This window comes from Pedobacter sp. BS3 (assembly GCF_008274585.1).
In the GTDB taxonomy this organism is placed as follows: domain Bacteria; phylum Bacteroidota; class Bacteroidia; order Sphingobacteriales; family Sphingobacteriaceae; genus Hufsiella_A.
The window spans coordinates 59759-85329 of the sequence record NZ_VTRT01000009.1 but is presented as its reverse complement, the minus strand read 5'-3'; the positions used below and the strand labels follow the sequence as shown (position 1 = coordinate 85329).

Sequence of the window (25571 nt, the reverse complement as noted above, 5' to 3'; positions counted from 1 at the left end):
GCCAATTATAAAAAAACGTATGATGACCACCAGTTATTTTCGATCAGTTTGCATGCTGCTGTTAGCAGTGGCATGGAGTGCCATAACCTTCGCCCAGCCGGTTAAAAATAAACCGAATATCATTATCATTCTTGCTGATGATTTGGGCTGGGGTGATGTAGGCTTTCATGGAAGTGATATTAAAACTCCAAATATCGACCGTTTGGCAAAAGAAGGCGTGATATTAAACCGTTATTATACAGCGCCGATTTGTTCCCCGACACGGGCAGGATTAATGACAGGACGTTATCCTAACCGTGTCGGGATACGCCAGACGACCATACCACCCTGGAGCGATTTTGGACTGGACACTTCCGAGGTGCTGCTTCCGCAGGTGCTGGCCGAGGCCGGTTACAAAGACCGGGCGTTGATCGGTAAGTGGCATTTGGGACATGCAACGCTAAAATATCACCCCATGCGACGTGGCTTTACCCATTTTTACGGTCATTTAAACGGGGCCCTGGATTATTTTACGCATAAACGCGAAGGTGAGGTAGACTGGCAAAACGATTACGAGCCTTCAAAAGATAAGGGTTATACTACCGATTTGCTTACGGATGAAGCGGTGCGTTGTATAAAAAATTACGCTAAGGATTCGCCGTTCTTTATGTATGTGGCGTACAATGCGCCGCATGGCCCGCTGGAAGCGAAAGATGAGGATCTGAAACTGTACGGATTTGATCCTTCAAAACCACGATATGGCAAAGGAGGGCCGGATACCGATGGGTTAAGAGGACATGGAAATACCATGAAGCAAACCTATGCGGCAATGGTAACCTGTATGGACAGAGGAATAGGTAAAATATTACAAGCGCTTAAAGAACAGCATATTGATGAAAATACATTAGTGCTTTTTCATAGTGATAATGGTGCTGCCGGACCAAATTCCGGCTCACATGGTGAGCTTCGCGGATATAAATTTGACGAGTGGGAGGGAGGAGTTCGTGCTCCGGCTGTAATTAAATGGCCTGCCGGCGGATTGGTTGGCGGTAAGCAAATAGAGCAGGTAATGGGATATGTCGATGTATTACCGACTTTAAAAGAGATTGCCGGTGTGAAAACCCCATCCAAAAAACCATTGGATGGCATCAGCATGTGGCCGGTGCTTAGCGGGAAGAAACAATCCATTGACCGGGATTTTTACCTCGGGAACGGAGCGATCATTAGCGGCAACTGGAAGCTGATACTGGATCAGGGAAGAAAGAAAATGCAAATGAACGGCGATGTGCTGTTTAACATTCCGCCGGATTATTCCGAGCAGCATAACCTGAAAGATGCTCATCCGGATATTTACAACCGGCTTAAAACGGCTGTTGCTCCTTACGATGCTATTAAAGCGCCCCGTGAGATACTGACAAAAGGCCCTAAAAATGGCTTTATAGCTCCTAAGGACTGGAAAATTACAAAAGAGTAAGACAATATTAAAGAGGGTGTCTAAAAAATCTGCGACGGTCATCCTGAGCCTGTCGAAGGATTGGTTTATTGTGGCTACAGACACTTCCCCCGAGACTTCGGGGGCAGCGTGACTGCTCATTGATTGGCTTTGTTGACTTTTTATACACCCTCTTTAAACGTTACTTAACCGAGATTTCCCGGCTGGCCATTTTGGCTTCCTCTTTTTTAGCTACGTTGATGCGTAATATACCATCGGTGTATTCTGCTTCAATATTTGCATCGTCGGCAGAGTCGGGCAATGCAAACGAGCGTACAAACGAAGAATAGCTATATTCCCTGCGGTTATATTTTTTGTTATTTTCAGCATTCTCCGTTTTCTTTTCCGCCGAGATATTCAGCACATTTCTGTCCAGGTTAATTTTGAAATCTTCTTTTTTTAATCCCGGTGCAGCCAGTTCAATATGATATTCACCATCTGTTTCGCAGATGTTCACAGCCGGCACACGCGAGATCATCCGGTCAGAAAAAAAGGAATCATTAAAAAATGATTCAAAAATGTCGCCAAAGCCTGGGTTTAATACGCCACGGCCATTTCCATCATTAAACTTTACTAATGCCATTTTACATTACCTCCTTATCTTTTTCATAAATAACATCGTATCTAAAACAAACAAAGGCAGGCAACGGTTCGGAAAAAATAAATTTTCAGCACCGGTTTCCGGCGCCCCGGAAGATTTTAATTTTTGAGAACTTATCCGGAGACCATCTGTTTTTTAGACAGGTAATAACGATTGCCATTAAATATGCGGCTATGGAAAATGTGTGGGATGCCTTATATTTTAAAAACAGGGAACATGCCGGTAAAGAACTGGGTTTGTATCTTGAACCAAAATACAAACGTTCCAATCCGTTGATATTAGGAATTCCCCGTGGCGGGGTAGAAGTAGCCTGGTATGTCTCTCAGCAATTGCAGGCCGATCTTTCGCTGGCTATATCCAAAAAGCTTCCTGTTCCGGGTAATGAGGAATATGGATTTGGCGCTGTAGCCGAAGAATATTCCGTATATGTTTCGCCGGAAGGCAAAGAAATGCTGTCACCCAAAGTAATTAACCAGATCATCGAAGAAAAAATACAGGAAATTAATCGCCGGGTAGCCATTTACAGGCAAGGTAAACCCTTGCCGGATATGAAAAAACGTACGGTTATACTGGTTGACGATGGGATAGCCACCGGTGTAACCCTGGTCCCGCTTATCCGGCTTTGCCGTAAAAAGCAGGCCGCTAAAGTGATTGTTGCGGCGCCGGTTTCAGGTAAGCGTTATGATACTCATTTAAATGAGGCCGACGCCATTGAAGTGATGGTGCAGCCGCATGATTTTTATGCTGTGGGTCAGGTGTATGAAACATTTGGGGATTTTACCGATAGTCAGTTACTTAATTTGCTGAAAAAAGCAGGCGCAACAGAAAGAAACCGAACCTGATAAGGCGATTGTACTTTTAATATTAAATTTTATTATGGCCAACAGACAATATACAGACCCCTGGGCGTTTACAGTTGACGAAGACAAGGAAAAAACATACCCGCTGAAGAATCCGCGTGACCTTGATCCGCTGATGGAAAGGATTGGCGATGCACATTGTGTGCTACTGGGCGAGGCATCGCATGGTACGCATGAATATTATACCTGGCGTACCGAAATATCCAAACGGCTTATCCGCGAAAAAGGATTTAACTTCATTGCCGTAGAAGGCGACTGGCCCGATTGTTACCGCCTGAACCGGTATATTAAAGGATATGATGAACAGTCTAAAAGTCCGGCCGATTTGCTGCATGCCTTTAAACGCTGGCCAACATGGATGTGGGCCAACTGGGAGGTCGCAGCGCTCATTACCTGGCTCAGGGAATACAATGATTCGCTTTACGCGGATAAACGGGTAGGCTTTTATGGACTGGATGTATACAGCTTGTGGGAGTCGATGGCCGCTATTGTAAATTATCTCGAAAAAACCGATCCGGTTACAGCGCAATTGGCCCGTAAAGCTATCCGTTGTTTTGAGCCTTACGGCGAAGATGAGCACCGTTATACCCGTGAGCAATATTCACTGGCCGATTCGTGCCGTGAGCCGCTGGCACAACTGCTTACAGAGATCAGGAAGAAAGCACCCGTTTACGATCATGATCCGGAAGCTGCCCTGAATGCCGAGCAAAACGCTTATATCGCGGTAAACGCCGAAGAATATTATACCTGCATGATGAGCTTTAACGATAATACCTGGAATTTACGCGACTCGCACATGATGGACACCTTGAAACGTTTGTTACAGTTTCATGGCCCGGAGGCCAAAGCTATTGTGTGGGAACATAACACCCATATCGGCGATGCCCGGTTTACCGATATGAAAAAGGCCGGTATGCACAATGTGGGCCAACTGGTACGTGAAGAACGGGGAGATAAGGATACCGTTTTAGTTGGATTCGGCTCGTATATGGGGACAGTAATCGCCGGTAAACGCTGGGATGCACCCATAGAAGTTATGCCGGTTCCCGCCGCCAGGGACGGAAGCATAGAAGATGTGCTGCATCATGAATCGGCAGAGAACAAGCTCCTGATCTTTAACCGGCATAATAAAAAAGAGCGGTTCGGTAAAATTATGCCGCATCGTGCCATTGGAGTGGTTTACAATCCCGAATACGAAAAGTACAGCAACTATGTGCCCACCATTTTGAATGCCCGGTATGATGCCTTTCTGTATATCGATACCACGATGGCGCTTCATCCGCTGCACCTGGAACCCGACGGACATAAAATGCCCGAGACTTATCCGTTTATGTTCTAATTAAATTCGATAAATAATTCGATAGTTCGATAGCGCTAAGCTCCGGCTTAGTGCTGTTACTTAAAAGCCTCCGGGCTTTATTATTCCCTTGCTGGTGCGAGCCTTTCTGGCTCGTACGTGTCCGATTAATGTTAAAAAAATCGCTCCCAAAGACGGTTTAATATCGCTTATAAATCGATAAATCGGCTCATTTATCTTTTATCAGCCTTGTTTCAGTCCCGATAGCGCTAAGCTCCGGCTTCGTGCTACTACTTAAAAGCCTCCGGGCTTTATTATTACCTCTTGCAGGTGCGAGCCTTTGTGGCTTGTACCTGAGCGTGTCCGATTTATAATGTTAAAAAATCACTCCCGAAGACAGTTTCATGCCGCTTATAAATCGATAAATCGGCTCATTTATCTTTTATCAGCCTTGTTTCAGCTACATAATATTCCGGTTAGTCGCATTTAACATTTGTTAACTGATTAAATGATGAACTTGCTCATGGATTTATTGACGAAATATGAAGCAAGGTTTACTGGTTCTTACCGTTTTTTTATGCATTATCCAGGCCGCTTATGCCCAGAAAAAAAATAGTCTTACTTCGGTTAAGATCAATCATTTTTTTACCAATACCCTGGATGAGGTGCTGGACACGCTAAACATCAAATACAAGCAGCATATTGTGTTTGATAAGGAGCAGCTTAAGGATTACCACATTAATGAGCATTATTTTGAAGAAAGCGTACGCGATATGCTGTGGAGCATCTGTAAACAAAACGGTTTGTTTTTTTATGAGGAGTCCGGCGGTACCATATACGTAATGCAGAAGCTCAGTGATTTGTCGCGGTTAAAGAAGATGCATACCGGAGGAAAAGTTGTCCAAGAGGAGCTGCGTGCGGTTATCCAGGCACCGCCGGAGCAAATTGGCCCTAAAGCATCGTCATTCACGGTTTCGGGAAAGGTGATAGACCAGGTTACCGGTGAAACATTGCCCGGAGCTTCGGTACGGATTGCTAACAGTAATTTAAGCACAACCACCAATACCGATGGTTATTTCAGCCTGTTCAATGTGCCTTCGGATACGGCTACCCTGGTTGCATCGTACACCGGTTATCAGCCGCAGCATTTACGACTTAGCAGCCGGCAAATTAACAGTCAGCTTACGCTGGGTCTGCTACCTGCTATCAATGCGCTGAACGAGGTGGTGGTAAATGGTAAAAAGGACGGGGTGATGAATACCGACCGCAAGCAGGTAAGTATTTTGCAGTTAAATCCAACCAAACTGGCCGATCTGCCTAACATTGGTGAGCGGGATATCATGCGTTCGTTTCAGTTAATGCCGGGTATCAGCGCCAGCAACGAATCGTCTTCGGGCGCTTATGTGCGTGGCGGCACACCAGACCAGAACCTGGTACTTTTTGATGGCTTTACCGTTTACCAGGTCGACCATTTATACGGCTTTTTCAGTGCCTTTAATGTAAATGCCGTAAAAGATGTGCAGTTGTATAAAGGCGGTTTCTCTGCCAAATACGGAGGCCGTTTGTCCAGCGTTACGGATATTTCGGGCAAAGAAGGCAATAAAAAAGAGGCCAACATTGGCGGCGATTTGAGCTTGCTGAGCGTTAACCTGTTTGCCGAAACACCTGTTAACGATAAATCATCGGTATTGCTTACCTATCGCCGTTCATACCAGGGGCCGCTTTATAATAAAATCTTCGGAAAATTTAACGGCTCAACAACCAGCGTTTCATCGCCACAGCGGGGCTTTGGCGGACGCGGCGGTTTTGGTGGCCCGGGTATGGCCAACGCAGCCAGCGCCGTAACATCTTATTTTTATGATTTAAACGGAAAATACACATATAAGCCCGGTCAGAAAGATTTGCTTTCGCTGAGCTTTTACAGCGGCAGCGATAAGCTGGATAATGGCCGCGACATCGGCGGCAGCTTTACCGGACTAAATAACTTTGATATTACAGATTTGACCGAATACGGCAATATTGGTTCCAGCGTGAAATGGTCGCGGCAATGGAACAGCAGATTGTATTCGAATACCCTGGTGAGTTTTTCCAATTATTTCAGCAACCGTGACCGCAGTACTTCCTCCAGCTCAACCAACGTAGAAGGCGACCGGACTTTCGTTAACAACGGCACTTTTGAAAATAATAACCTGGACGATTACAGTGCCAAAACAGACTGGGAGCTGAAATTGAACGATGATATCAAGCTGCTTTACGGCGGATTTGCTACATCGCAGCACATTACATACAACTATGCGCAAAACGATACCAGCAAGCTCATTGACCAGAATAATAAGGAAATTACGTTGGGAGGATATGCGGAACTTGAAGGCGATGCCGGTAAGCTGCATTACCAGCCGGGTTTGCGGGTAAGCTATTACGGCGGAACGGGTGAGCCGTATCTTGAACCGCGTTTTTCGGCTTCATATTCGTTAACCGACAGGGTTACGTTGAAAGGTGCGACCGGTCGTTTTTACCAGTTCGCAAACCGTGTTATCCGCGAAGACATCTTATCCGGTAGCCGCGATTTCTGGGTGCTAGCCAATAATTCAGGCATCCCGGTAGGCAAGGCCCTGCATTATATTGGCGGGGCTCAATACGAAACAGACCGCTTTTTATTCAGCGCCGAAGTGTACTACAAAGCCTTATCCGGTTTAACCGAATATTCCTTACGCATCAAGCGGAGTAACATGGGCCCCGGAGGCACATCAACCTTACAGGAAAATTTCTATAACGGAAGCGGCTACGCGAAAGGTATTGAACTGCTGGCCCAGAAAAAAGCGGGGAAATATACCGGCTGGATAAGTTATACGCTTGGCCAGGCCAGGAACAAATTCAGCGTGTACGGCGATGATTATTACCCGGCAAACCAGGATGTAACACATGAGTTTAAATCCATCAATATGTATCATACAGGGCGCTGGGCGCTGTCGGCTACGTGGATTTACGCCACCGGCAAGCCTTATACAGCGCCTATCGGCAGCTACACCATTAACAGCGTAAACGGAACTACGCACAGCTATCTCACCATCAGCGCTAAAAACGCGGAACGGTTGCCTGCTTATCATAGACTGGATGCATCAGTTACCTACGATCTCATTCGTACCGATAGTCGCAAGATCGGTACCATAGGCCTTTCGCTGTTCAATATTTATAATCGTAAAAACACCTGGTACAAAGAATACGAAACACAGAATAACCAGGTGGTGATCTCTGATATCAATTATCTCGGTTTTACGCCAAACATCACATTAAGTTTAAGATGGAAATAAAATTATCATTCAGAATACTATATATACTGGTGCTGGCTTTGCTCTCGTTGTCAGCCTGCAAAAAAACAGATACGGTTGATATGGATAACTACAACAAACCGGCGGTAGAAGCCTATCTGGTACCGGGAAAGGCTGTAGAAGTAAAGGTTTATGAGCAAAAGGCTTTACAGGATACCAGTGCGTATGGTCAGCCCATCAGCGGATTACAGCTTACTGTTTCGGACGGCACGCAAAATTATACGTTAACAGAAACCACCGCCGGGGTATATACTATTGATGATGCACAATTTGTAAAAGAAGGCACCACCTATACACTGGCGTTTATCTATCTCGGTAAAGAAATATCGGCGCAAACCACGGTGCCGGGCAAACCGCAGGGGTTTACACTTTCTGCCGATACCTTCGAAATACCCAGCTTTGGCTGGAGTACGGTCGATACATTTAAAACGATACAGGTAACCTGGAATAATCCGGATGCGGCATATCATGTGCTGGTTTTCAGGAACCAGGATGCTTACCCAACGCCAGTAGGTTTCGGCTCAATAGAAAATGGCAATTACCACGTGGAGATTAATGCCGAGCAAACCTCATCTTATGAAATACAGCCAATGACATTCCGCTATCTTGGTCATTACAAGGCCATTCTCTATCGTGTAAACAAAGAATATATCGATATGCTGGATAATAACGGCACATCATCGCAAAACCTTACCAACCCGCCAACCAACGTAAAAAACGGCCTGGGAATTTTTACCGCCATGCAGGCCGATACCTTAGATTTGAATGTGGTGAAGGCAGAATGATAGCGAGTGTGCTTCGCTCACCTTGCTCATCGGATTTATAATCCCGATGGCTATAATGTCGGATCTTAAATCCGGGTGTTAACCTACCAAGCCAAGCTTCGTGTCTTCACGAAGCTTCTCTTTTACCTCCGCTCATCGGGATTTGCTCCTCCAAAAGAGTCCTTCGGACATTGGAGTCACTGTGTGACAATCCCGATGGCAATAGTGCCGGATTTCAAATCCGATATTAGCTGAAAGTATTGATACACCAATAACTAAAATCGTAGATACACGAGTGCGAGTGTATTAAAATTGTGAATTTTTAAAAACTTTTACTTATGTAAATTTATTTACATGCTATATATTTGAGTTAACCGATTATAAGTATAACTTACTCAATACAATTATAAACCAATTTAATCCGGGAAAAATGAAAAGAACAAGTAAACTTTGGCTTGCTTTTGCATTAGTCATGGGCATATCATTTGCCGTTCTGCTGTATTTTGGTGTTAAGATTTATCAGCAGGCGCCTCCAATTCCTCAAACGGTTAAAACTGAAGATTCGTCCATTTTATTTACGGGGAAGGATATACAGGACGGGCAAAACGTATGGCAAAGCATAGGCGGCCAGGAAGTAGGCTCGATATGGGGACATGGTGCGTATGTAGCTCCGGACTGGACGGCCGACTGGCTGCACAGGGAAGCTGTGTTTATACTGAACTATTGGTCTGCACAGGAAAACGGAACTGACTACGACAAACTGAATGCTGAAAAGCAGGCGGCTCTTAAAGTTCGCTTACAGAAGGAACTGCGAAAGAACAGGTTTGACCCGGAAACAAAGGTGCTAACCCTTACGCCGGCACAGGCGCTTGCTTTTAAACACTTGCAAGCCTATTATTCAGGTTTATTTAGCGATAATCCGGATTTTGATAAGTTAAGAGATAATTATGCTATCCCCGCACAAACCATAAAAGATCCTGAGCGCTTACGTCAGATTACTACCTTTTTCTTCTGGGCCAGCTGGGCCTGCGTAACAGAACGGCCGGGGGAAACCGTTTCATATACGCATAACTGGCCTTCGGACGCGTTAATAGGAAATGTGGCTACCGGCGATTTAATGCTTTGGACCGGCTTCAGTGTAATTATGCTGCTGTTAGGCGTAGGTATCCTGGTATTCTATAATGCCCGGCATCAGGAAGATGAAACCTCAGATGAAATTCCTGTCGATGACCCTTTGCTGTCAACCGCTTCAACCCCTTCTATGCGGGCCACATTAAAGTATTTCTGGATTGTAACGGCTCTGATTTTAGTGCAGGTTATTATGGGTGTAATTACGGCACATTTCGGGGTAGAGGGAAGCGCCTTTTATGGTATTCCTCTCGATAAGGTTTTACCATATTCGTTAAGCAGAACCTGGCATGTGCAAATGGCTATTTTCTGGATTGCAACCTCATGGCTCGCTACCGGTTTATATATAGCTCCAGCCGTTTCCGGTTATGAGCCTAAATATCAAAAGCTGGGCGTTAACTTTCTGTTCATCGCCCTGCTCATTATTGTAGGCGGTTCCATGGTCGGACAGTGGATGGCGATTATGCAGAAGCTGGGATTTGTAGATAATTTCTGGTTCGGTCACCAGGGATATGAATATGTAGACCTGGGCCGTTTCTGGCAGGCTTTTTTACTCATCGGTTTGTTTTTATGGTTGTGGCTGATGGTACGGGCGCTTTGGCCTGCTTTGAAGCAGAAAGCCACCAGTCGCCATCTGCTTACCATGTTCATTATATCTTCTGTAGCCATTGCTTTGTTTTATGGCGCCGGTTTGATGTGGGGACGCCGGACTAATCTCGCCATAGCCGAATACTGGCGCTGGTGGGTGGTACACCTGTGGGTAGAAGGCTTTTTTGAAGTATTTGCTACAGTAGTTGCAGCCTTCCTGTTTGTAAGGATGAAACTGCTCAACGAAAAATCAGCTACACTCAATGTGCTCTTTTCAACCATTATTTTCCTGTCGGGAGGTATTATCGGTACATTTCACCATCTTTATTTTTCGGGTACTCCAACCGGTGTGCTGGCTTTAGGCTCTACCTTCAGCGCATTAGAAGTGGTTCCGCTGGTTATCATCGGTACCGAAGCCTGGCACAATTACCGTATAAGTCGCGTTAAGCCTTGGGTAAGTGCCTATAAATGGCCTATTTACTGTTTAATCGCCGTCGCTTTCTGGAATTTTTTGGGAGCAGGGATATTCGGTTTTGTCATCAATCCGCCCATTGCCTTATATTACATGCAGGGATTAAACACCACGCCTTTGCATGGACACACGGCCTTATTTGGCGTTTATGGAATATTGGGGATCGGGCTGATGTTGTTTGTACTAAAAGGCCTTTACCGGCAAAATGTCTGGAAAGATAGCCTGATAAGCTTCTCATTTTGGGCAATTAACATCGGATTATTGCTGATGGCCTTGTTAAGTCTGTTGCCTATCGGATTGCTTCAAACTATAGCCAGTGTGAATGAAGGTATGTGGTATGCCCGTTCGGCGGAGTTTATGCAGCAGCCGCTGATGAATACCCTGCGCTGGATGCGTGTTATTGGCGATACCATTTTTGCCTTTGGAACGCTTGGTCTGGCCTTATTTGTTATCGGCTTAAAAACCGGGTGGAGTTACGAGAAAGGCGAGTTTGATATTCACCGGCCGAAAAAACCTGCCGACTTGAATGATAATGAGTTTAGCCAAAATACTGAGTAACCGGTTCACATAAACTTGCATATATCGTATACTACCCGTAGAGTTCCGTAGGGCCTACGGATGAGCGGATAAAAGAGAGGCTGTCTCAAAAGTCAGTAAAACCATCTATCCTTCGACAGGCTCAGGATGACCATAGGAGATTTTTGAGACAGCCTCTCTTGCTTTTAATCCTTACTCTTAATCAGACGAGGCATTAGCTCCATGATGTAACCTTATTGTTATCATAATTATGGATCATAGCGGAAGTAATTGTAACAAACAACCTACTTTTGCGCCTAATTTTCCAAAAAGGATACATTCATGAAGTTTATTTATTTGCTGATCAGCGCCCTGTTTTTATGCAATATTGCCAATGCCCAGATCCCGGGGATGGGAGGCTCAACCATAACGGGCCGTATTTCCGGTTCCGTAACCGATTCTTTAACCCGTAAACCGCTGGATTACGCTACCGTAACCTTATATCGCAGCAAAGGCAAGGTGCCGCTAAACGGAACTCTGACCGACGAAAAAGGAAATTTTAAATTCGATAATGTAAGCCCCGGGAATTATAAAGTAACCATTACGTTTATCGGCTATTCGGTGAAGACATTCGACCCGGTTACAACTACTGCCAAACGTCCTGATAAAAGTTTAGGTACGGTTATTCTTGCGCCGGGGGCAAACCTGCTCAATGCCGTTTCAGTTACCGGCGAAGCGCCCGTGATTGAAAACCGGGTAGATAAAACCGTGTACAATGCCGAGAAAGATGCTACCGTTGCCGGAGGCAATGCGGGCGATGTGCTGCGTAAAGTACCTATGGTTTCTGTTGACCAGGATGGAAATGTATCGCTGCGGGGAAGCCAGAGCGTGAAGATACTGATCAACGGAAAGCCGTCGGGCGCTGTGGCTGCCAGTGCTGCTGATGCCATGAAAATGCTTCCGGCAGACCAGATCAAAAGTGTGGAAGTGATAACCAGTCCATCGGCCAAGTATGACGCAGAAGGCTCGGCAGGAATTATCAATATCATCACTAAAAAGAAAGAGATGTCGGGCGTGAGCGGCTCTGTAAGCGGTGGTATGGGAACCCGGCAGAACAATGGCAATGCCAACCTGAACGTAAATCATAACCGGCTGAGCGTAAGCGGAAACTTTGGCGGGAACCTCACCTGGCCGCAAACCAGTTTGGTGAGCAATTCCATTTCGGATGCCGCTGGTAATGTACAAACCTACCAGGATGGAACCAGCAGGGTAAAACGTTATGCCTATGTAGGTTCGGGTAACGTAGCGTATGATTTTAATAAGTTTAACAGTGTATCTACCGGTATCCGGTTTAACCAGACGCAATTTTCTACCGATGGTAATACGTATAACCAGAACTATGGCGATGCCTATAACCAGAGCAATGATAATACCACGCATTTCGGTGGTTTTGACTGGAATGCCGATTATACCCGGAAATTTAAAAAGGATGGCCATGAGGTAACGCTTGCCGGACAGTGGAGCTATGGCAATATGTCAACCGATTTTTCTACGTTGTATGACCGTTTGTATGCTAACCAGAAAGGAAACAATGATGCGATAAATGATGAATATACCATCCAACTGGACTATTCGCTGCCCATTACTGATAAATTCAAATTAGAAGCCGGCGGTAAAACCATTTTACGGGATATTAACAGCGACAACGATTTCTATAAACAGATTTCGGGAGAATATACTTTTAACAATGTTCTTTCTAATAATTACGATTACAGCCAGGATGTATATGCTGGCTATACGGTGCTGACCTACCAGTTAAAAAACGGACTGGGATTGCAGGGAGGAGCCCGTGTGGAGAATACCCGGATTGAAGGTAGTGCAGGTAATCCACAAAGCGGATTATCGCCATTTTCAAACAGCTATACCACGTTTATACCCAGCGTTTCCATATCCAAAACCTTTAAGAAGATGAATACCTTCCGGTTAAGTTATTCAAAAAGGATACAGCGTCCGGGCCTGCAATATCTTAACCCGTTCAGGAATGTAAGTAATATACAGTATCAGACCATGGGTAATCCTTATTTGTCGCCAGAGATAACCCAGAATGTTGAACTGAATTATTCCACATTTATTAAAACCACGGTGATCAATGCATCGGTATATTATAAGCATACCAGCAATATCATTGAGAGTTTTTTACAGCGTGAAACATATACCACCACCGATGCTGACGGTAATGAAATTACCATCCCCGTATCACTTACCACGTTTAATAATACCGGGAGTAATAACTCTTTCGGTGGCAGCTTTTTCGGGCAGATCAAGCCGGTTAAAAATGTAACTCTTCGCACAAACATTAATCTGTACAGCTATAAGCCGGCAGCCAGCGGAGCGTTCCAGGGCGTAACCAATCCGGATAATAAAACTTACCTGCTGTATAACATGTTTGCCAGCGGTTCGTACGAGCTGCCGAAAAGCTTTGTTGCCGAAACGTTCGTGATTTTGAATGCGCCACGCCGTACCATGCAGGGTAAATATCCCTCGTTCAGTATGTGGGTTTTATCGTTCAACAAGCAGATATTAAACAAAAAGGGTAAGATCGGCATTAACGTTATCGATCCGTTTAATGAACGTAAACATTTTGCTTCAAGGGTGAATAACGGCCAGGTTATCCAGCAGTCAGATTTTGCCATGCCGTTCCGTTCGGTAGGGGTAAACTTTAGCTGGAGCTTTGGTAAAATGAACTTTAACCCGCAACAGAAAAAGAAACGCGGCGTAAATAACGATGACCTGAAACAAGGCGATAGCCAGGGCGGTCAGGGCGGTGCGATGGGAAATTAAAAGGTGAAGGTGTGAGGAAGAGGGGGTAAGGGAAGGTTATAAGTTTTACGTTTTACGTAGCAGGGTTGTTGTTAGTTTTTCGTTTTTCGTTGTTGGGTGGTTAGGCCTCTCTCCTCTTGGTAGTGCGATGATGTAATTGCTAAATTGTTATATTGTTATATTGTTGTTCGTTATTCGCCTTACGCCTTAAACCCTCTGCCTTCTACCTTTTCCCGTCTTCCCTGACTATGAACTATAAACCATACAGACATTGTCAACTCTCCATTGTCCACTGTCAATTATTAAAACTTGCTTCCGGTCTTTCCCGACTTCCGGACTACTATCAGCCATGAACTATGAACCATAAGCCATAAACTACCTTCTGCCTTCCACCTTTCCCGCTTCCGGTCTTTCCTGACTTCCGGACTATGTAACCATCAGCCATAAAACGTACCACCTAAAACTTATAACCTTACGCCTTTCTTAGCCGTTTAATAATCCTCATCCTGCCCATAATCCTCACCATTATCAAAATGGTCGTTATCGGCAAATTCATCCTCCTCATTATCATCTTCCTCTTTATGTGGAGTAGTGTCATCCATTTCATCGATATCGTCCAGGTGCTCTTCAGCATCATCAATACCGTACTCGGTTTCATTCAGGAAATCAAAATCTTCCTCAGATGATGCGGCTGCGGCGGGAGTAGCAGAAAATGGTGTGAGGGGTTTAGGAGCATCGCCAATGCTTTTTGATATGCACGGATAGGTTTTTCCTTTTTCTTCTTCGAGCTGTATTTTAATTAGCTCCACATGGAAGTCATAAGGCCGGTCAAAGTTGTAGGTGTAGTAAAATTTCTGATGAGGATCGTCAATAAAGGCGCTCAGCTTAGAGTTTTCCATTAGCGCAACACCACGGTCAGCTTTACGTTGGGTAGGTAAAAATGCAATTTCATCATTTTTTATCCATTGGTCGTTGCTCACGTAAAACGATGAGGATTTTTCCGGGTCATATCCTGTTGACTGATGGATAGTCCGGTGAAAATCTAAAAAGGTGTGATTGGAACGCAGTTCAATCTCTCTGATAATATCGTCGTAATCCTCAAAAGAAACCCGGAACTTATAAATGGCCATGTGTGTAATTTTTTAAAACGCGAAATAATAAAAAATCGAGTAAAAATAACGCTCTTTTTAGCGATTAGTTTTAAGAAATTATTTTGATAAGTCTGCCGCGGGTTGTAAGCCGATCTCTTTACCCAGGCGCAACATGAGTTGTAAAGCTTCCTCTCTGGAATTGCCGATATCGCCATCCAGTATCGCTTCTCTGATCTGGTTTTTGATCATACCCACTTCACGTCCGGCTTTAATGCCGAAGGTCTGCATAATATCTTCTCCGCTTACCGGCGGTTGCCAGTTACGGAGCTTGTCGCGTTCTTCCACATCTTTGAGCTTTTGTTTCACCAGCTCAAAATTATCGCGGTAACGCTTCTTTTTGTATTCGTTTTTAGTGGTTACGTCGGCATGGCACAGTTGCATCAGGCTGTCTATATCTTCGCCTGCTTCAAACAGCAGCCGCCGTACGGCAGAATCGGTAATAATATCCTGGGCAAGCACAATAGGACGCAGGTGCAGCAAAACCAGCTTCTGCACAAATTTCATCTTATCGTTAAGGGGCAGCTTAAGCTGTGCGAATATCTTGGGAACCATGCGGGCGCCACGGTCTTCGTGACCGTGAAATGTCCATCCCTGCTTTTTGTCAAAACGTTTGGTTGCGGGCTTGGCAATATCGTGCAGGATGGCAGCCCAGCGTAGCCATAGATCGTCAGAAACAGAAGCGATATTATCCAGCACTTCGAGCGTGTGATAGAAATTATCCTTGTGGCCCTTTCCTTCAATGATCTCTACGCCTTGCAATGCGGCCATCTGTGGGAAAACCAGGTGCAGCAGGCCCGTATCAAACAGGTAATTAAAACCCACAGAAGGTTTGGGCGATGCAATGATCTTGTTAAGTTCTGTGGATATGCGTTCTTTCGATACAATTTTTATGCGCTCCTTTTGCTGCTCAATTGCTCTTAGAGCGTCGGGATGGATGCGGAAACCTAATTGTGTTGCAAAGCGGACGGCCCGCATCATGCGTAGCGGATCGTCAGAAAAAGTAACGGCCGGATCGAGCGGTGTTCGTATTATTTTAGCCTCGATGTCGGTTAATCCGCCAAAAGGGTCGATCAGCTCGCCAAAGCTATACTGGTTCAGGCTGATGGCCATCGCGTTGATATTAAAATCACGACGTTGCTGATCGTCTTCTAATGTGCCGTTCTCAACAATGGGTTTCCGTGAATCGGTACGGTATGATTCTTTACGGGCTCCTACAAATTCTACTTCCATGTCCTTATAGCGCAGCATAGCTGTTCCAAAGCTCCGGAACACGGAAACTTTGGTATTCAGGATTTTCCCGGCCTGCTCGGCAAAGCTTACACCATTGCCAACTACTAAGATGTCAATGTCTTTTGACGGGCGTTTCAGGATAAGATCTCTTACAAAACCTCCAATTACAAATACCGGGGTCTCAGTTTCGTCGGCGAGTTTACCTAATAATTTAAACAGTGGTAATTGCAAATGTTGTTTCATGCGCAGTAAAGATACAAAGATTCGCTTAACGTCTGATGAACGCGAAACGACCGTTGGGCTCTAAACGCATAATGGTTGACGGCTGCCTGTTTGTGGCGGGCTCATCCTGCTCAAGATTCACCACATAATCAACACCGGCTTTGATCTGCTCGTCTATATTGCTGAAAGATGTTGGCGAAGGTTGTCCGCTGATGTTGGCTGAAGTGGAAACAATAGGTTTTTTAAAACGCTGTATCAATTGCTGGCAAAATGCATGCTTTACAATACGTATGCCAATGGTTCCGTCCTGGTGAATAACATTCCCGGCAAGGTTTTTGGCGCCTGAAAATATCAGTGTGAGCGGACGTTCTGCATATTCAATCAGATCATAAGCAATGTCCGGAACCTCGTTTACGTATCCGGGAAGCTTAGCATCGGTATCCAGTAAAATGATCATGCTTTTACCTGCATCACGGCCTTTAAGCTTGTAGATACGTTCTACAGCTTCCGGATTGGTGGCATCGCAGCCAATGCCCCAGATGGTATCGGTAGGGTAAAGAATAATACCGCCGTTTTTCAGTATTTTAAGAGCGTTATCAATTTCAATTTTCATACAGGATATCGGTTAAGCGATGATGTGGAATATCATGAGCGCACTTAAAGTGTTTTTGCGGGCAGGTTTTATACCCGTGAAGCCCGCACGGACGGCAGTACAGCTCATAATCAATTTGTACGATGTACCTTTTGTCAGACAATGGCCCGAAGCCAAAATTAGTAACTGTTGAACAGAATATGGCGGTAACCGGGGCATTTACCGACGATGCAAAATGCAGGGGTGCAGAATCGTTAACGTAGTTCATTTTGGCATTTTCCATCAGGGCGGCAGATTCAAGGAATGAAAGCGAGCCGCAGAGATTCACTGCATCCCTATTGCCGGAACTGTGGATAATCCGTTCGCATAATGCCTTGTCTCCGGGGCTGCCCAGCAGGTATATTTTTAATCCTGATGGCAGCTGCTGAAGAAAGGATATCCAGTATTCTTCCGGATATCGTTTAGTAAACCAGATGGATGCCGGGGCGCAGCAGATATAAGGCATGGCCTGTAGACCGGCTATACGTTTTCTGTCTGCCGCCGATGGATAAAGCCGCGGCATGGCAGCCGAATTATCCGTTATGTCGGCAATCAGTTGTTGATTGCGTTCGGTTTCATGAAGAGTGCCATCTTTCGTCATCGCATGCTTTTTGGTGATTGTAAAAAAAGCAGAAAGAGGGTTTTTGTTGAACCCTCTTGTTGTGTTTGCTCCTGAAAGAATGGTTAATAAACCCGACGAAAAATAACGTTGCAGGTTGATCACCTCATCGTATTTTTCTGAACGTACCTGCGCTGCCAGTTTAAGCAGGTTGCGTAATTTGTTTTTCTTTTTATCCCATATCCAGACTTTTCTAATGAAAGGATGCCCTGTGAGTAGTCCTTCGTTCCCCTTCCTGACCAGTATATCGATTGGATGATGCGGATAATACTGATGCAGCTTTTCGGCAATGGCAGTAGCCAGTACTACATCGCCGATGAAGGCAGTCTGGATAATGAGAAATTTTGGCATTACACGGCTACCTGATGATCCCGTAGGGCATCATTTAACGATGTTTTTTTATCGGTGGATTCCTTACGTTTACCAATGATCAGTGCACATGGAACCTGGTATTCGCCGGCAGGGAACTTTTTGGTATACGAACCGGGAATAACTACCGAACGGGAAGGCACAAAACCTTTATGCTCTATAGGCATATCGCCGGTAACATCAATAATTTTAGTTGAAGCCGTTAAACATACATTGGCGCCCAGAACAGCTTCGCGTTCAACGCGTACGCCTTCAACAACGATAGCCCGTGAGCCTATGAAGCAGTCATCTTCAATAATTACGGGCGATGCCTGCACCGGTTCAAGTACGCCTCCGATACCAACGCCTCCGCTAAGGTGAACGTTTTTGCCAATTTGTGCGCATGAACCAACGGTAGCCCAGGTATCAACCATGGTACCTTCATCCACGTAAGCGCCAATATTTACATAAGAAGGCATCAGGATAACGCCTTTAGCCAGGTAAGCGCCATAACGTGCCGATGCCTGAGGCACAACCCGTACGCCTAATTCCTTATAGTTGGTTTTAAGCTTCATTTTATCGTAAAAAACAAAGGGGCCAACTTCGGTTACCTTCATTTCACGTATCGGAAAATATAGAATTACGGCCTTTTTGATCCAGTCGTTAACGTGCCACCTGTTACCAACAGGCTCAGCTACGCGAAGCTCGCCCTTGTTAAGATTATCTATAACCAGTTCAATGGCGTCACGGTATTCTTTAAAGGTAATCAGGGTACGATCTTCCCAGGCATCTTCTATTAATTTTTTCAGCTCGTTAATCATGTGTTTTCAAATTTTGTGGCAAATTAAAGATTTTTTTAAGGAATTTTGGATGTTATCACGATACGTTTTAGGCTTACATTGAATTATGGCCGATAAAGAAAAGCTGCGCATTGATAAATATTTATGGGCAATACGGGCCTTTAAAACCCGTAGTCTTGCTACAGATGCCTGTAAAGCAGGGCGTGTTAAACTTGATGGACAAACCATTAAACCATCGCATATAGTAAAAATCGGCGAAGTGTATACTGTGCAAAAAGGCATAGAACGTAAAGTGATACGTGTTACAGCCCTGTTGGAAAAACGGGTTGATGCCAAAACGGCTGTTAATTTTTATGAAGATATTACGCCTGTAGAAGATACCTACAGCTATAAGTCTATGTTCCATGCACCGGTACTTAAACGTGACCGCGGAACCGGACGACCTACTAAAAAAGATCGTCGTGAAATAGATGATTTGTTGGATGGCGATGCGGATAGCTGGTTTGATGAGGAATGACTTTTTAGATTTGAGATAACAGACGTGAGATTTGAGATGTTGACTATTACAAATCAGGGTTCATATATAAATTTTAGAGTGTGATCAACAATGAAATTAACTCATACTACCGTTAAATTGTGATTGAGCGAAGCTCCGGCTTCGTTCAGTTACTTTTAAGCCTCCGGCTTTTTACTTTAATGATTTGAGTATAAGTTTTATAAATATTATTACCAAAGGGACGTCCCAGCGTGGAATTTTTCTCCAGTTTTTCCAAAAAGCGCTGCGAGGCGTATTTTTTAAGAAAGTTTCTTAGCTTCTTTCTTAAAATTGTCAGTAAGGGCATGCTATAACTCATTGAGTTACCTTTAATTTCCCTTCTTCTATTCAGCTTTTTGCTTTTCGCCTTCCACGTAAAACGTACTACGTATAACTTACAATCCTGAATACTCGGGATTTCGCTTCGCTCACCTTCCGCCTTCTACCTTCCACCTTCTTTTCGCTTTTAGGGTCTCCGGTGGGAATTTTTTACCTGTTGAAAACTTTTTGTGGGGGAAAGTGGTATTATGTGGAGAAAATATCTTTAATTTTACTTTCGATTTTAATTGGTATAACTATACATGTCTCATTTCTTAGGAGAGTTTGATTGTAAGCTGGATGCCAAAGGCAGGATGATGATCCCGTCGAACCTCAAGAAGCAGCTTCCTGAGGCCGAAAAAGACGGTTTGGTGATCAATCGTGGCTTTGAGAAGCATCTGGTTATCTACACCCGTAAGGAGTGGGACAAGATCATGGAAGACCTGGGTCGGTTAAATCAATACGAGAAGAAAACACGTGAATTTATACGCTATTTTACCCGCGGTGCATCAGAATTGATGCTCGATTCATCAAACCGGGTGCTGTTACCCAAGGCTCTGCTGGATTATGCAGGCATTGGTAACGAGGTGGTGTTATCCTGCCAGTTTAATAAAATAGAAGTTTGGGCTAAAGATGCGTACGATGCGCAACTGGATAATGAGCCCGAAAACTTTGCTAACCTGGCAGAAGAAGTAATGGGTAATGCAGGAAGGAGGGAAGATGAGTAATTATCATACTCCCGTAATGCTTCGTGAATGTATGGATGCGCTGGCCATTAAGCCGGATGGCGTTTATGTGGATGTAACCTTTGGTGGTGGCGGACATTCCCGTGAAATACTCAAGCATTTAAATAAAAGCGGTCGCTTGCTGGCCTTTGACCAGGATGCAGATGCGCAAAAAAATATTCCAAATGATGATCGGTTAACCTTTATAGATCAGAACTTCCGCTATCTGAAAAATAACTGCCGTTTACACGGGGCTCCAACCGTTAATGGTATTCTGGCTGATCTGGGTGTGTCGTCGCACCAGTTTGATCAGCCAGAGCGGGGGTTTTCTATCCGGTTTGATGCCGGTTTGGATATGCGCATGGATCAGTCGGCTACGCTAACCGCTGCCGGTATTGTAAATACCTATCCCGAAAAGGAGCTGCACCGCTTGTTTGGTGAATACGGCGAAATTCAGAATGCCCGGTCGCTGGCTAAAACGGTGGTTACAGCCCGGTTGAATAAACCGATCGATACGGTAGCTGATTTAAAATCGGCCATAGCCGGACTGATCCCGAAAGGAAAAGAGAATAAATACCTGGCACAGGTATTTCAGGCTTTACGCATTGAGGTAAACCAGGAGCTGGCTGCTTTGCAGGAGTTTTTGCAACAGTCGGTAGAGATATTAAAGCAGGGCGGAAGGCTGGTGGTTATGTCGTACCATTCGCTGGAAGACCGGCTGGTGAAGAATTTTATGGCAAAAGGCAAATTCAGGGGAGAGGTGGAGAAAGATTTTTATGGTAATGAAATTAAGCCGTTAAAGGTTGTATCGCGTAAAGCCATTACAGCATCGGCAGAAGAAATAAAACAGAATAACAGGGCCCGTAGCGCAAAGCTGCGCATAGCGGAAAAGATTTAATGGTAAGGTAGAAGGCTGAAGGGGGGAAGGTTTAAGGTAGATGGTTTAAGAGGCTAAGAGAGACAAGAACACAGATGCAAAAGACAAGATGAATAGCACAGTTTACTCCCTCCCTTGCGCCACCGCTAAAACTAAGGCGACACGCGGTTGGGAGGGTTGAGGTGAGCTATCTCAATGCGAAATAAAGAAATGGATAATCGTTTTAAAGACGAATTATTAAAAGGGGAAGTGGAGCAGGAAGCTCAGCCGGAGGTAAAACCGAAAGCTGAGCTTCCGCGAAACTTTGTAACCGGGCTGTTTACCGATGGGGTGATATCCAAAGAAACGGCTACAGAAATGCTGCCCTTTATCATATTTCTGGCCTTTTTGGGGATGATCTATATCGGCAACCGGCATTTTGCCGAAAACAATATCAGGGATATTGGTAAGCTGAGCAAAGAAGTGAAAGAGTTGAGCTGGGATTTTAAAACGTTAAAAGCCGATCTGATGCTGAAAAGTACGCAAACGGAAGTTGCCAGGCGGGTAGATACCCTGGGCTTAAAAGAATCTGTTGAGCCGCCTAAAAAAATTATAATACCCGGAAACGGAAAATAGGAATAGAGAATGAATATCAGGACAGACATATTGCTTCGCGTGTACATCGCCTTCGGGCTGATTGTGCTGTTTGCGCTTGCTGTTTTGATAAAGCTGCTTAACGTTCAGTTTGTGCAAGGGCCCAGGTGGAAGGCTATGGCCGATAGCCTGTCGACAAAGTACGTAAACATTGAGGCTGTACGTGGCAACATTTATTCGGTGGATGGAAGTTTACTGGCTACCTCTGTTCCGGAATATGAGCTGCGGATGGATTTGCTGGCCGGCGGCATTGAAAAAGACGATGTTTTTTACGAAAAGGTAGATTCGCTGGCCGCTAAGATGTCAGCCTATTTTGGCGATAAAAGCACGGCACAATATTCACGTATGCTACGTAAAGCACGCAAAGATCATGAACGTTATTTCCTGATCCGCAGAAAGGTGTCGCACAGTGAGCTGGCCGTCATTAAGAAATTTCCCATATTTAACCTGGGCCGGTATAAGGGCGGCTTGATAACGGTGCAGCTAAATAAGCGCATTCTGCCTTTTAAAACCCTTGCATCGCGTACCATTGGCTATAAAAATCCCAATGTGCAGCCGGTAGGTCTGGAAGGTGCATACAGTAATTATATTGATGGCGAAACCGGCAAACAACTGATGCAGCGTATTGCAGGCGGCGCCTGGATGCCCGTTAACCGTGATGCCGAAATCGCACCCAAAGATGGCGCCGATATTATATCGACCATTGATATTAATATGCAGGATCTGGCGCAAAACGCCTTACGTAAACAACTGATTAAAAGCGATGCCGACCACGGTTGTGTAGTACTCATGGAAGTAGCGACCGGCGAGATCAGGGCCATTGCCAACTTTACCAAGGTAGGCGAGGGACAATATGAAGAGAAATTTAATTATGCCATAGCCGAGAGCGCCGAGCCCGGTTCTACCTTTAAGCTGGCATCGTACCTGACGATGTTAGACCAGCATAAGCTGGATACTGCCACCAAAGTTGACTGTGAGGGCGGAACGTTCCGTGTGTATAATCATACCATTCGCGATTCGCATTTGGGTAACCAGATCATCAGCGTAAAACGGGCTTTTGAGGTGTCATCGAACGTGGCCGTGGCTAAGCTGGTTTATCAGCATTATAAAGATAATCCACAGGAGTTTACCGATAAACTATATGACCTGCATCTGAATGAGAAGCTGGGTTTGCAGATTCCCGGTGAAGGCAGGCCGTTGATTAAAAATCCTAAAATCAGTAAATCATGGAGCGGGCTTACGCTGCCGCAGATGGCTTACGGTTACGAAAGTAAAATAACGCCTCTGCAAATGCTTACCTTATATAACGCTGTGGCTAATAATGGTAAGATGATTTCGCCGGTATTTGTTCGCGAGATACGCCGTTTGGGTAACACCATAGAAACTTTTAAGGCTCGGGTTATCAATGAGAAAATATGCTCGGATGAAACACTTGGAAAACTGAAAGGAATGCTGGAAGGCGTTGTGCTGGAAGGTTCGGGAAAAGAAGTGATAAAGAATCCCTTGTACAGTGTTGCCGGAAAAACAGGTACGGCCCAGGTTGCCGATGGTCGTGCCGGTTACCGGGTAAGAAGATACCAGGCATCGTTTTGCGGATATTTCCCGGCCAACAATCCCAAATACAGTATGATCGTGGTGATCAATAATCCTAAAGGCGCCTATTATGGAGCGCTGGTTTCCGGGCCGGTTTTCCGCGAAGTTGCCGATAAGGTTTACGCCAATGATATCGAGATGTACGATAATGTGAGTAAAGAGCAGTTTGTAGGCAACACCAAAATGCCTGTATCGAAGTCGGGAAATAAGCAGGCCACGCAATATGTATACAAGTCATTTGGCATTAAAGCCTTGCTGGCCTCAAACAGCGAATATATTCACGCCATTGATACCAATAACGGGATCAGCTTCCAGGATATTGATTATAAAGAGGGTATGGTTCCGGATGTTACAGGCATGGGCTTAAAAGACGCCTTATACTTATTAGGTAATGCAGGTTTACGGCCTGTGGTTAAAGGAAGCGGTAAAGTTGTTAAACAATCGGTTGAGCCGGGAGCCAAAGCGGCTAAGGGAGCCATCGTCATGCTGGAATTACAATGAAGATACTAAGCGACATATTACATCATGTACCGGTTAAGCAACTTTATGGGCCGGATGCGGTGTCCGTTTCTGAAATTGTATTCGATTCGCGTAAAGCACATGCCGATGCCTTGTTTGTTGCTGTACGCGGAACTGTTACCGATGGACATGCTTACATTGACCAGGTAATTCAGCAGGGCGTTAAAGTCATTGTTTGCGAGGAGTTGCCGGCTGATCTCCTTGCCGGTGTCTGTTACGTTCAGGTAGAAAATTCGGCAGAGGCATTGGGGATGCTGGCATCAAGCTTTTATGATCATCCATCGCGGCAACTTGCGTTGGTGGGTGTTACCGGAACCAATGGCAAAACCACGGTAGCCACCCTGCTGTATAAGTTGTTCAGGGAATTGGGATACAAAGCCGGTTTGATATCTACGGTAGAAAACCAGGTAAACGGTCAGGTAATTCCATCTACACACACCACTCCCGACCAGGTTGTGCTGAACCGCTTACTGCGGCAAATGGTTGATGCCGGTTGTGATTACTGCTTTATGGAAGTAAGCTCGCATGCCGTAGCACAGTCGCGTATAGCCGGTTTACACTTTACAGGTGGAATATTTACCAATCTTACACATGACCACCTGGACTTTCACGGTACGTTCGACGCATATCTGAAAGCGAAGAAATCATTTTTTGATAAGCTGGATAGATCGGCATTTGCCCTCACCAATATTGATGACAAGCACGGCCGGGTAATGCTGCAAAATACACAGGCTCACATCAAAACCTACGGCCTTAAAAATATTGCAGATTTCAAAGGTCGCATACTGGAAGACCATTTTAACGGCCTGCTGATGAATATAGATGGCGAGGATGTGTGGTTTAAGCTGGTTGGCAGCTTCAATGCCTATAACCTGCTGGCCGTATATGGTGCGGCCATGCTGCTGGAGCAGGACAGGGCCAGGATATTGACCGTCATGAGCCGTTTAAGCGGGGCTGAAGGTCGCTTTGATTATGTCAATTCTGCAGGCGGCATTATCGGTATTGTAGATTATGCCCATACGCCCGATGCCGTGCAAAATGTGCTGAGCACCATACACGACATCCGCAAAGGGAATGAGCAGGTAATTACAGTTATTGGCTGTGGTGGCGACCGCGATAAAGCAAAACGACCGGTGATGGCAAAAACGGCCTGCAACTGGAGCGATAAAGTGATACTTACCTCAGATAATCCACGCAGCGAAGACCCGGAGCAAATATTAAAAGATATGGAATCCGGCCTCAATGCCGAAGATAAACGGAAGGTGCTGCACATTACCAATCGTAAGGAGGCCATCCGTACAGCCTGTCACCTGGCAAAAGCCGGTGACATTATTCTGCTGGCTGGCAAAGGTCACGAAAAGTACCAGGAAGTTAACGGCGTGAAGCATGATTTTGACGACAAAAAGATCCTGGAAGAAGAGTTAATGAATATAAACTGAATATAGAAACTATGGTTGTGAATTTATTTTATGTCAGTGATTTTAAGCAGGTTGCCTGTTTTACCTTTTGATTTTTGACTTGATA

General features: G+C 45.1%; 19 protein-coding genes. 13 read left to right on the top strand and 6 right to left on the bottom strand.

Features of this window, described 5'->3' with window-relative positions; translation table 11 throughout:
- Nucleotides 1-19 precede the first annotated feature (19 nt).
- The gene (locus tag FW774_RS18865) at nucleotides 20-1453 is read left to right on the top strand and encodes an arylsulfatase B (protein WP_197739892.1); all 1434 of its coding nucleotides are present in this window, start codon (nucleotides 20-22) and stop codon (nucleotides 1451-1453) included.
- Between the two features lie 160 nt (nucleotides 1454-1613).
- Here the strand turns inward: FW774_RS18865 and FW774_RS18860 are convergent, their stop codons facing one another.
- Nucleotides 1614-2054: an Hsp20/alpha crystallin family protein gene (locus tag FW774_RS18860; protein WP_149349865.1), complete on the bottom strand. Its 441-nt coding sequence runs from the start codon at nucleotides 2052-2054 to the stop codon at nucleotides 1614-1616.
- 191 nt (nucleotides 2055-2245) lie between these two features.
- On the opposite strand from FW774_RS18860, the gene FW774_RS18855 reads away from it, so the two are divergent.
- The 6 genes from FW774_RS18855 (at nucleotide 2246) to FW774_RS18830 (ending at nucleotide 13867) form a co-directional block, all read left to right on the top strand.
- Complete coding sequence (locus FW774_RS18855) at nucleotides 2246-2914, top strand: phosphoribosyltransferase (RefSeq protein WP_149349863.1); 669 nt, start codon at nucleotides 2246-2248, stop codon at nucleotides 2912-2914.
- A gap of 34 nt (nucleotides 2915-2948) precedes the next feature.
- Entirely contained in the window at nucleotides 2949-4271 is a 1323-nt protein-coding gene (locus tag FW774_RS18850) for an erythromycin esterase family protein (RefSeq protein WP_149349861.1), read from the top strand.
- Nucleotides 4272-4771: 500 nt separating this feature from the next.
- Nucleotides 4772-7540, top strand: a complete 2769-nt coding sequence (locus tag FW774_RS18845; protein ID WP_149349859.1) for a TonB-dependent receptor — start codon at nucleotides 4772-4774, stop codon at nucleotides 7538-7540.
- Nucleotides 7531-8343 carry a DUF4249 family protein gene (locus tag FW774_RS18840; protein ID WP_149349857.1) on the top strand — a complete coding sequence of 271 codons (813 nt, stop codon included), beginning with the start codon at nucleotides 7531-7533 and terminating at the stop codon, nucleotides 8341-8343. Before FW774_RS18845 ends, FW774_RS18840 begins: the two co-directional genes overlap by 10 nt.
- Before the next feature lie 409 nt (nucleotides 8344-8752).
- Entirely contained in the window at nucleotides 8753-11068 is a 2316-nt protein-coding gene (locus tag FW774_RS18835; protein WP_149349856.1) for a nitric-oxide reductase large subunit, read from the top strand.
- Nucleotides 11069-11368: 300 nt separating this feature from the next.
- Nucleotides 11369-13867: an outer membrane beta-barrel family protein gene (locus tag FW774_RS18830; RefSeq protein WP_149349854.1), complete on the top strand. Its 2499-nt coding sequence runs from the start codon at nucleotides 11369-11371 to the stop codon at nucleotides 13865-13867.
- Between the two features lie 470 nt (nucleotides 13868-14337).
- On the opposite strand, the gene FW774_RS18825 is transcribed toward FW774_RS18830, so the two are convergent.
- The 5 genes from FW774_RS18825 to FW774_RS18805 all read right to left on the bottom strand — a co-directional run bounded on the left by FW774_RS18825 (nucleotide 14338) and on the right by FW774_RS18805 (nucleotide 18868).
- Nucleotides 14338-14976, bottom strand: coding sequence for an IS1096 element passenger TnpR family protein (locus FW774_RS18825; RefSeq protein WP_149349852.1), 639 nt, complete (start codon nucleotides 14974-14976; stop codon nucleotides 14338-14340).
- 78 nt (nucleotides 14977-15054) lie between these two features.
- Nucleotides 15055-16470 carry a CCA tRNA nucleotidyltransferase gene (locus FW774_RS18820; RefSeq protein ID WP_149349850.1) on the bottom strand — a complete coding sequence of 472 codons (1416 nt, stop codon included), beginning with the start codon at nucleotides 16468-16470 and terminating at the stop codon, nucleotides 15055-15057.
- Between the two features lie 25 nt (nucleotides 16471-16495).
- Nucleotides 16496-17062, bottom strand: coding sequence for an L-threonylcarbamoyladenylate synthase (locus FW774_RS18815; protein ID WP_149349848.1), 567 nt, complete (start codon nucleotides 17060-17062; stop codon nucleotides 16496-16498).
- Nucleotides 17052-18050 carry a glycosyltransferase family 9 protein gene (locus FW774_RS18810; protein WP_149349846.1) on the bottom strand — a complete coding sequence of 333 codons (999 nt, stop codon included), beginning with the start codon at nucleotides 18048-18050 and terminating at the stop codon, nucleotides 17052-17054. The genes FW774_RS18815 and FW774_RS18810 overlap by 11 nt, the downstream gene beginning before the upstream one ends.
- A complete protein-coding gene (locus FW774_RS18805; protein ID WP_149349844.1) occupies nucleotides 18050-18868 on the bottom strand; it encodes a 2,3,4,5-tetrahydropyridine-2,6-dicarboxylate N-succinyltransferase in 819 nt (272 codons plus the stop codon). The genes FW774_RS18810 and FW774_RS18805 overlap by 1 nt, the downstream gene beginning before the upstream one ends.
- A gap of 85 nt (nucleotides 18869-18953) precedes the next feature.
- Here FW774_RS18805 and FW774_RS18800 point away from each other — a divergent pair, with 85 nt between their 5' ends.
- From FW774_RS18800 to FW774_RS18775, 6 genes are all read left to right on the top strand, one after another.
- Nucleotides 18954-19364 carry an RNA-binding S4 domain-containing protein gene (locus FW774_RS18800; RefSeq protein ID WP_149349842.1) on the top strand — a complete coding sequence of 137 codons (411 nt, stop codon included), beginning with the start codon at nucleotides 18954-18956 and terminating at the stop codon, nucleotides 19362-19364.
- A 599-nt stretch (nucleotides 19365-19963) separates the two neighbouring features.
- On the top strand, nucleotides 19964-20428 hold the full coding sequence (mraZ, locus tag FW774_RS18795; RefSeq protein ID WP_149349840.1) for a division/cell wall cluster transcriptional repressor MraZ: 465 nt from the start codon (nucleotides 19964-19966) through the stop codon (nucleotides 20426-20428).
- Nucleotides 20421-21323, top strand: coding sequence for a 16S rRNA (cytosine(1402)-N(4))-methyltransferase RsmH (gene rsmH, locus FW774_RS18790; protein ID WP_149349838.1), 903 nt, complete (start codon nucleotides 20421-20423; stop codon nucleotides 21321-21323). The genes mraZ and rsmH overlap by 8 nt, the downstream gene beginning before the upstream one ends.
- Before the next feature lie 174 nt (nucleotides 21324-21497).
- The gene (locus FW774_RS18785; RefSeq protein ID WP_242457882.1) at nucleotides 21498-21917 is read left to right on the top strand and encodes an FtsL-like putative cell division protein; all 420 of its coding nucleotides are present in this window, start codon (nucleotides 21498-21500) and stop codon (nucleotides 21915-21917) included.
- 9 nt (nucleotides 21918-21926) lie between these two features.
- A complete protein-coding gene (locus tag FW774_RS18780) occupies nucleotides 21927-24029 on the top strand; it encodes a penicillin-binding protein (RefSeq protein WP_149349835.1) in 2103 nt (700 codons plus the stop codon).
- The gene (locus tag FW774_RS18775; RefSeq protein ID WP_149349833.1) at nucleotides 24026-25486 is read left to right on the top strand and encodes a UDP-N-acetylmuramoyl-L-alanyl-D-glutamate--2,6-diaminopimelate ligase; all 1461 of its coding nucleotides are present in this window, start codon (nucleotides 24026-24028) and stop codon (nucleotides 25484-25486) included. The genes FW774_RS18780 and FW774_RS18775 overlap by 4 nt, the downstream gene beginning before the upstream one ends.
- Nucleotides 25487-25571 lie beyond the last annotated feature (85 nt).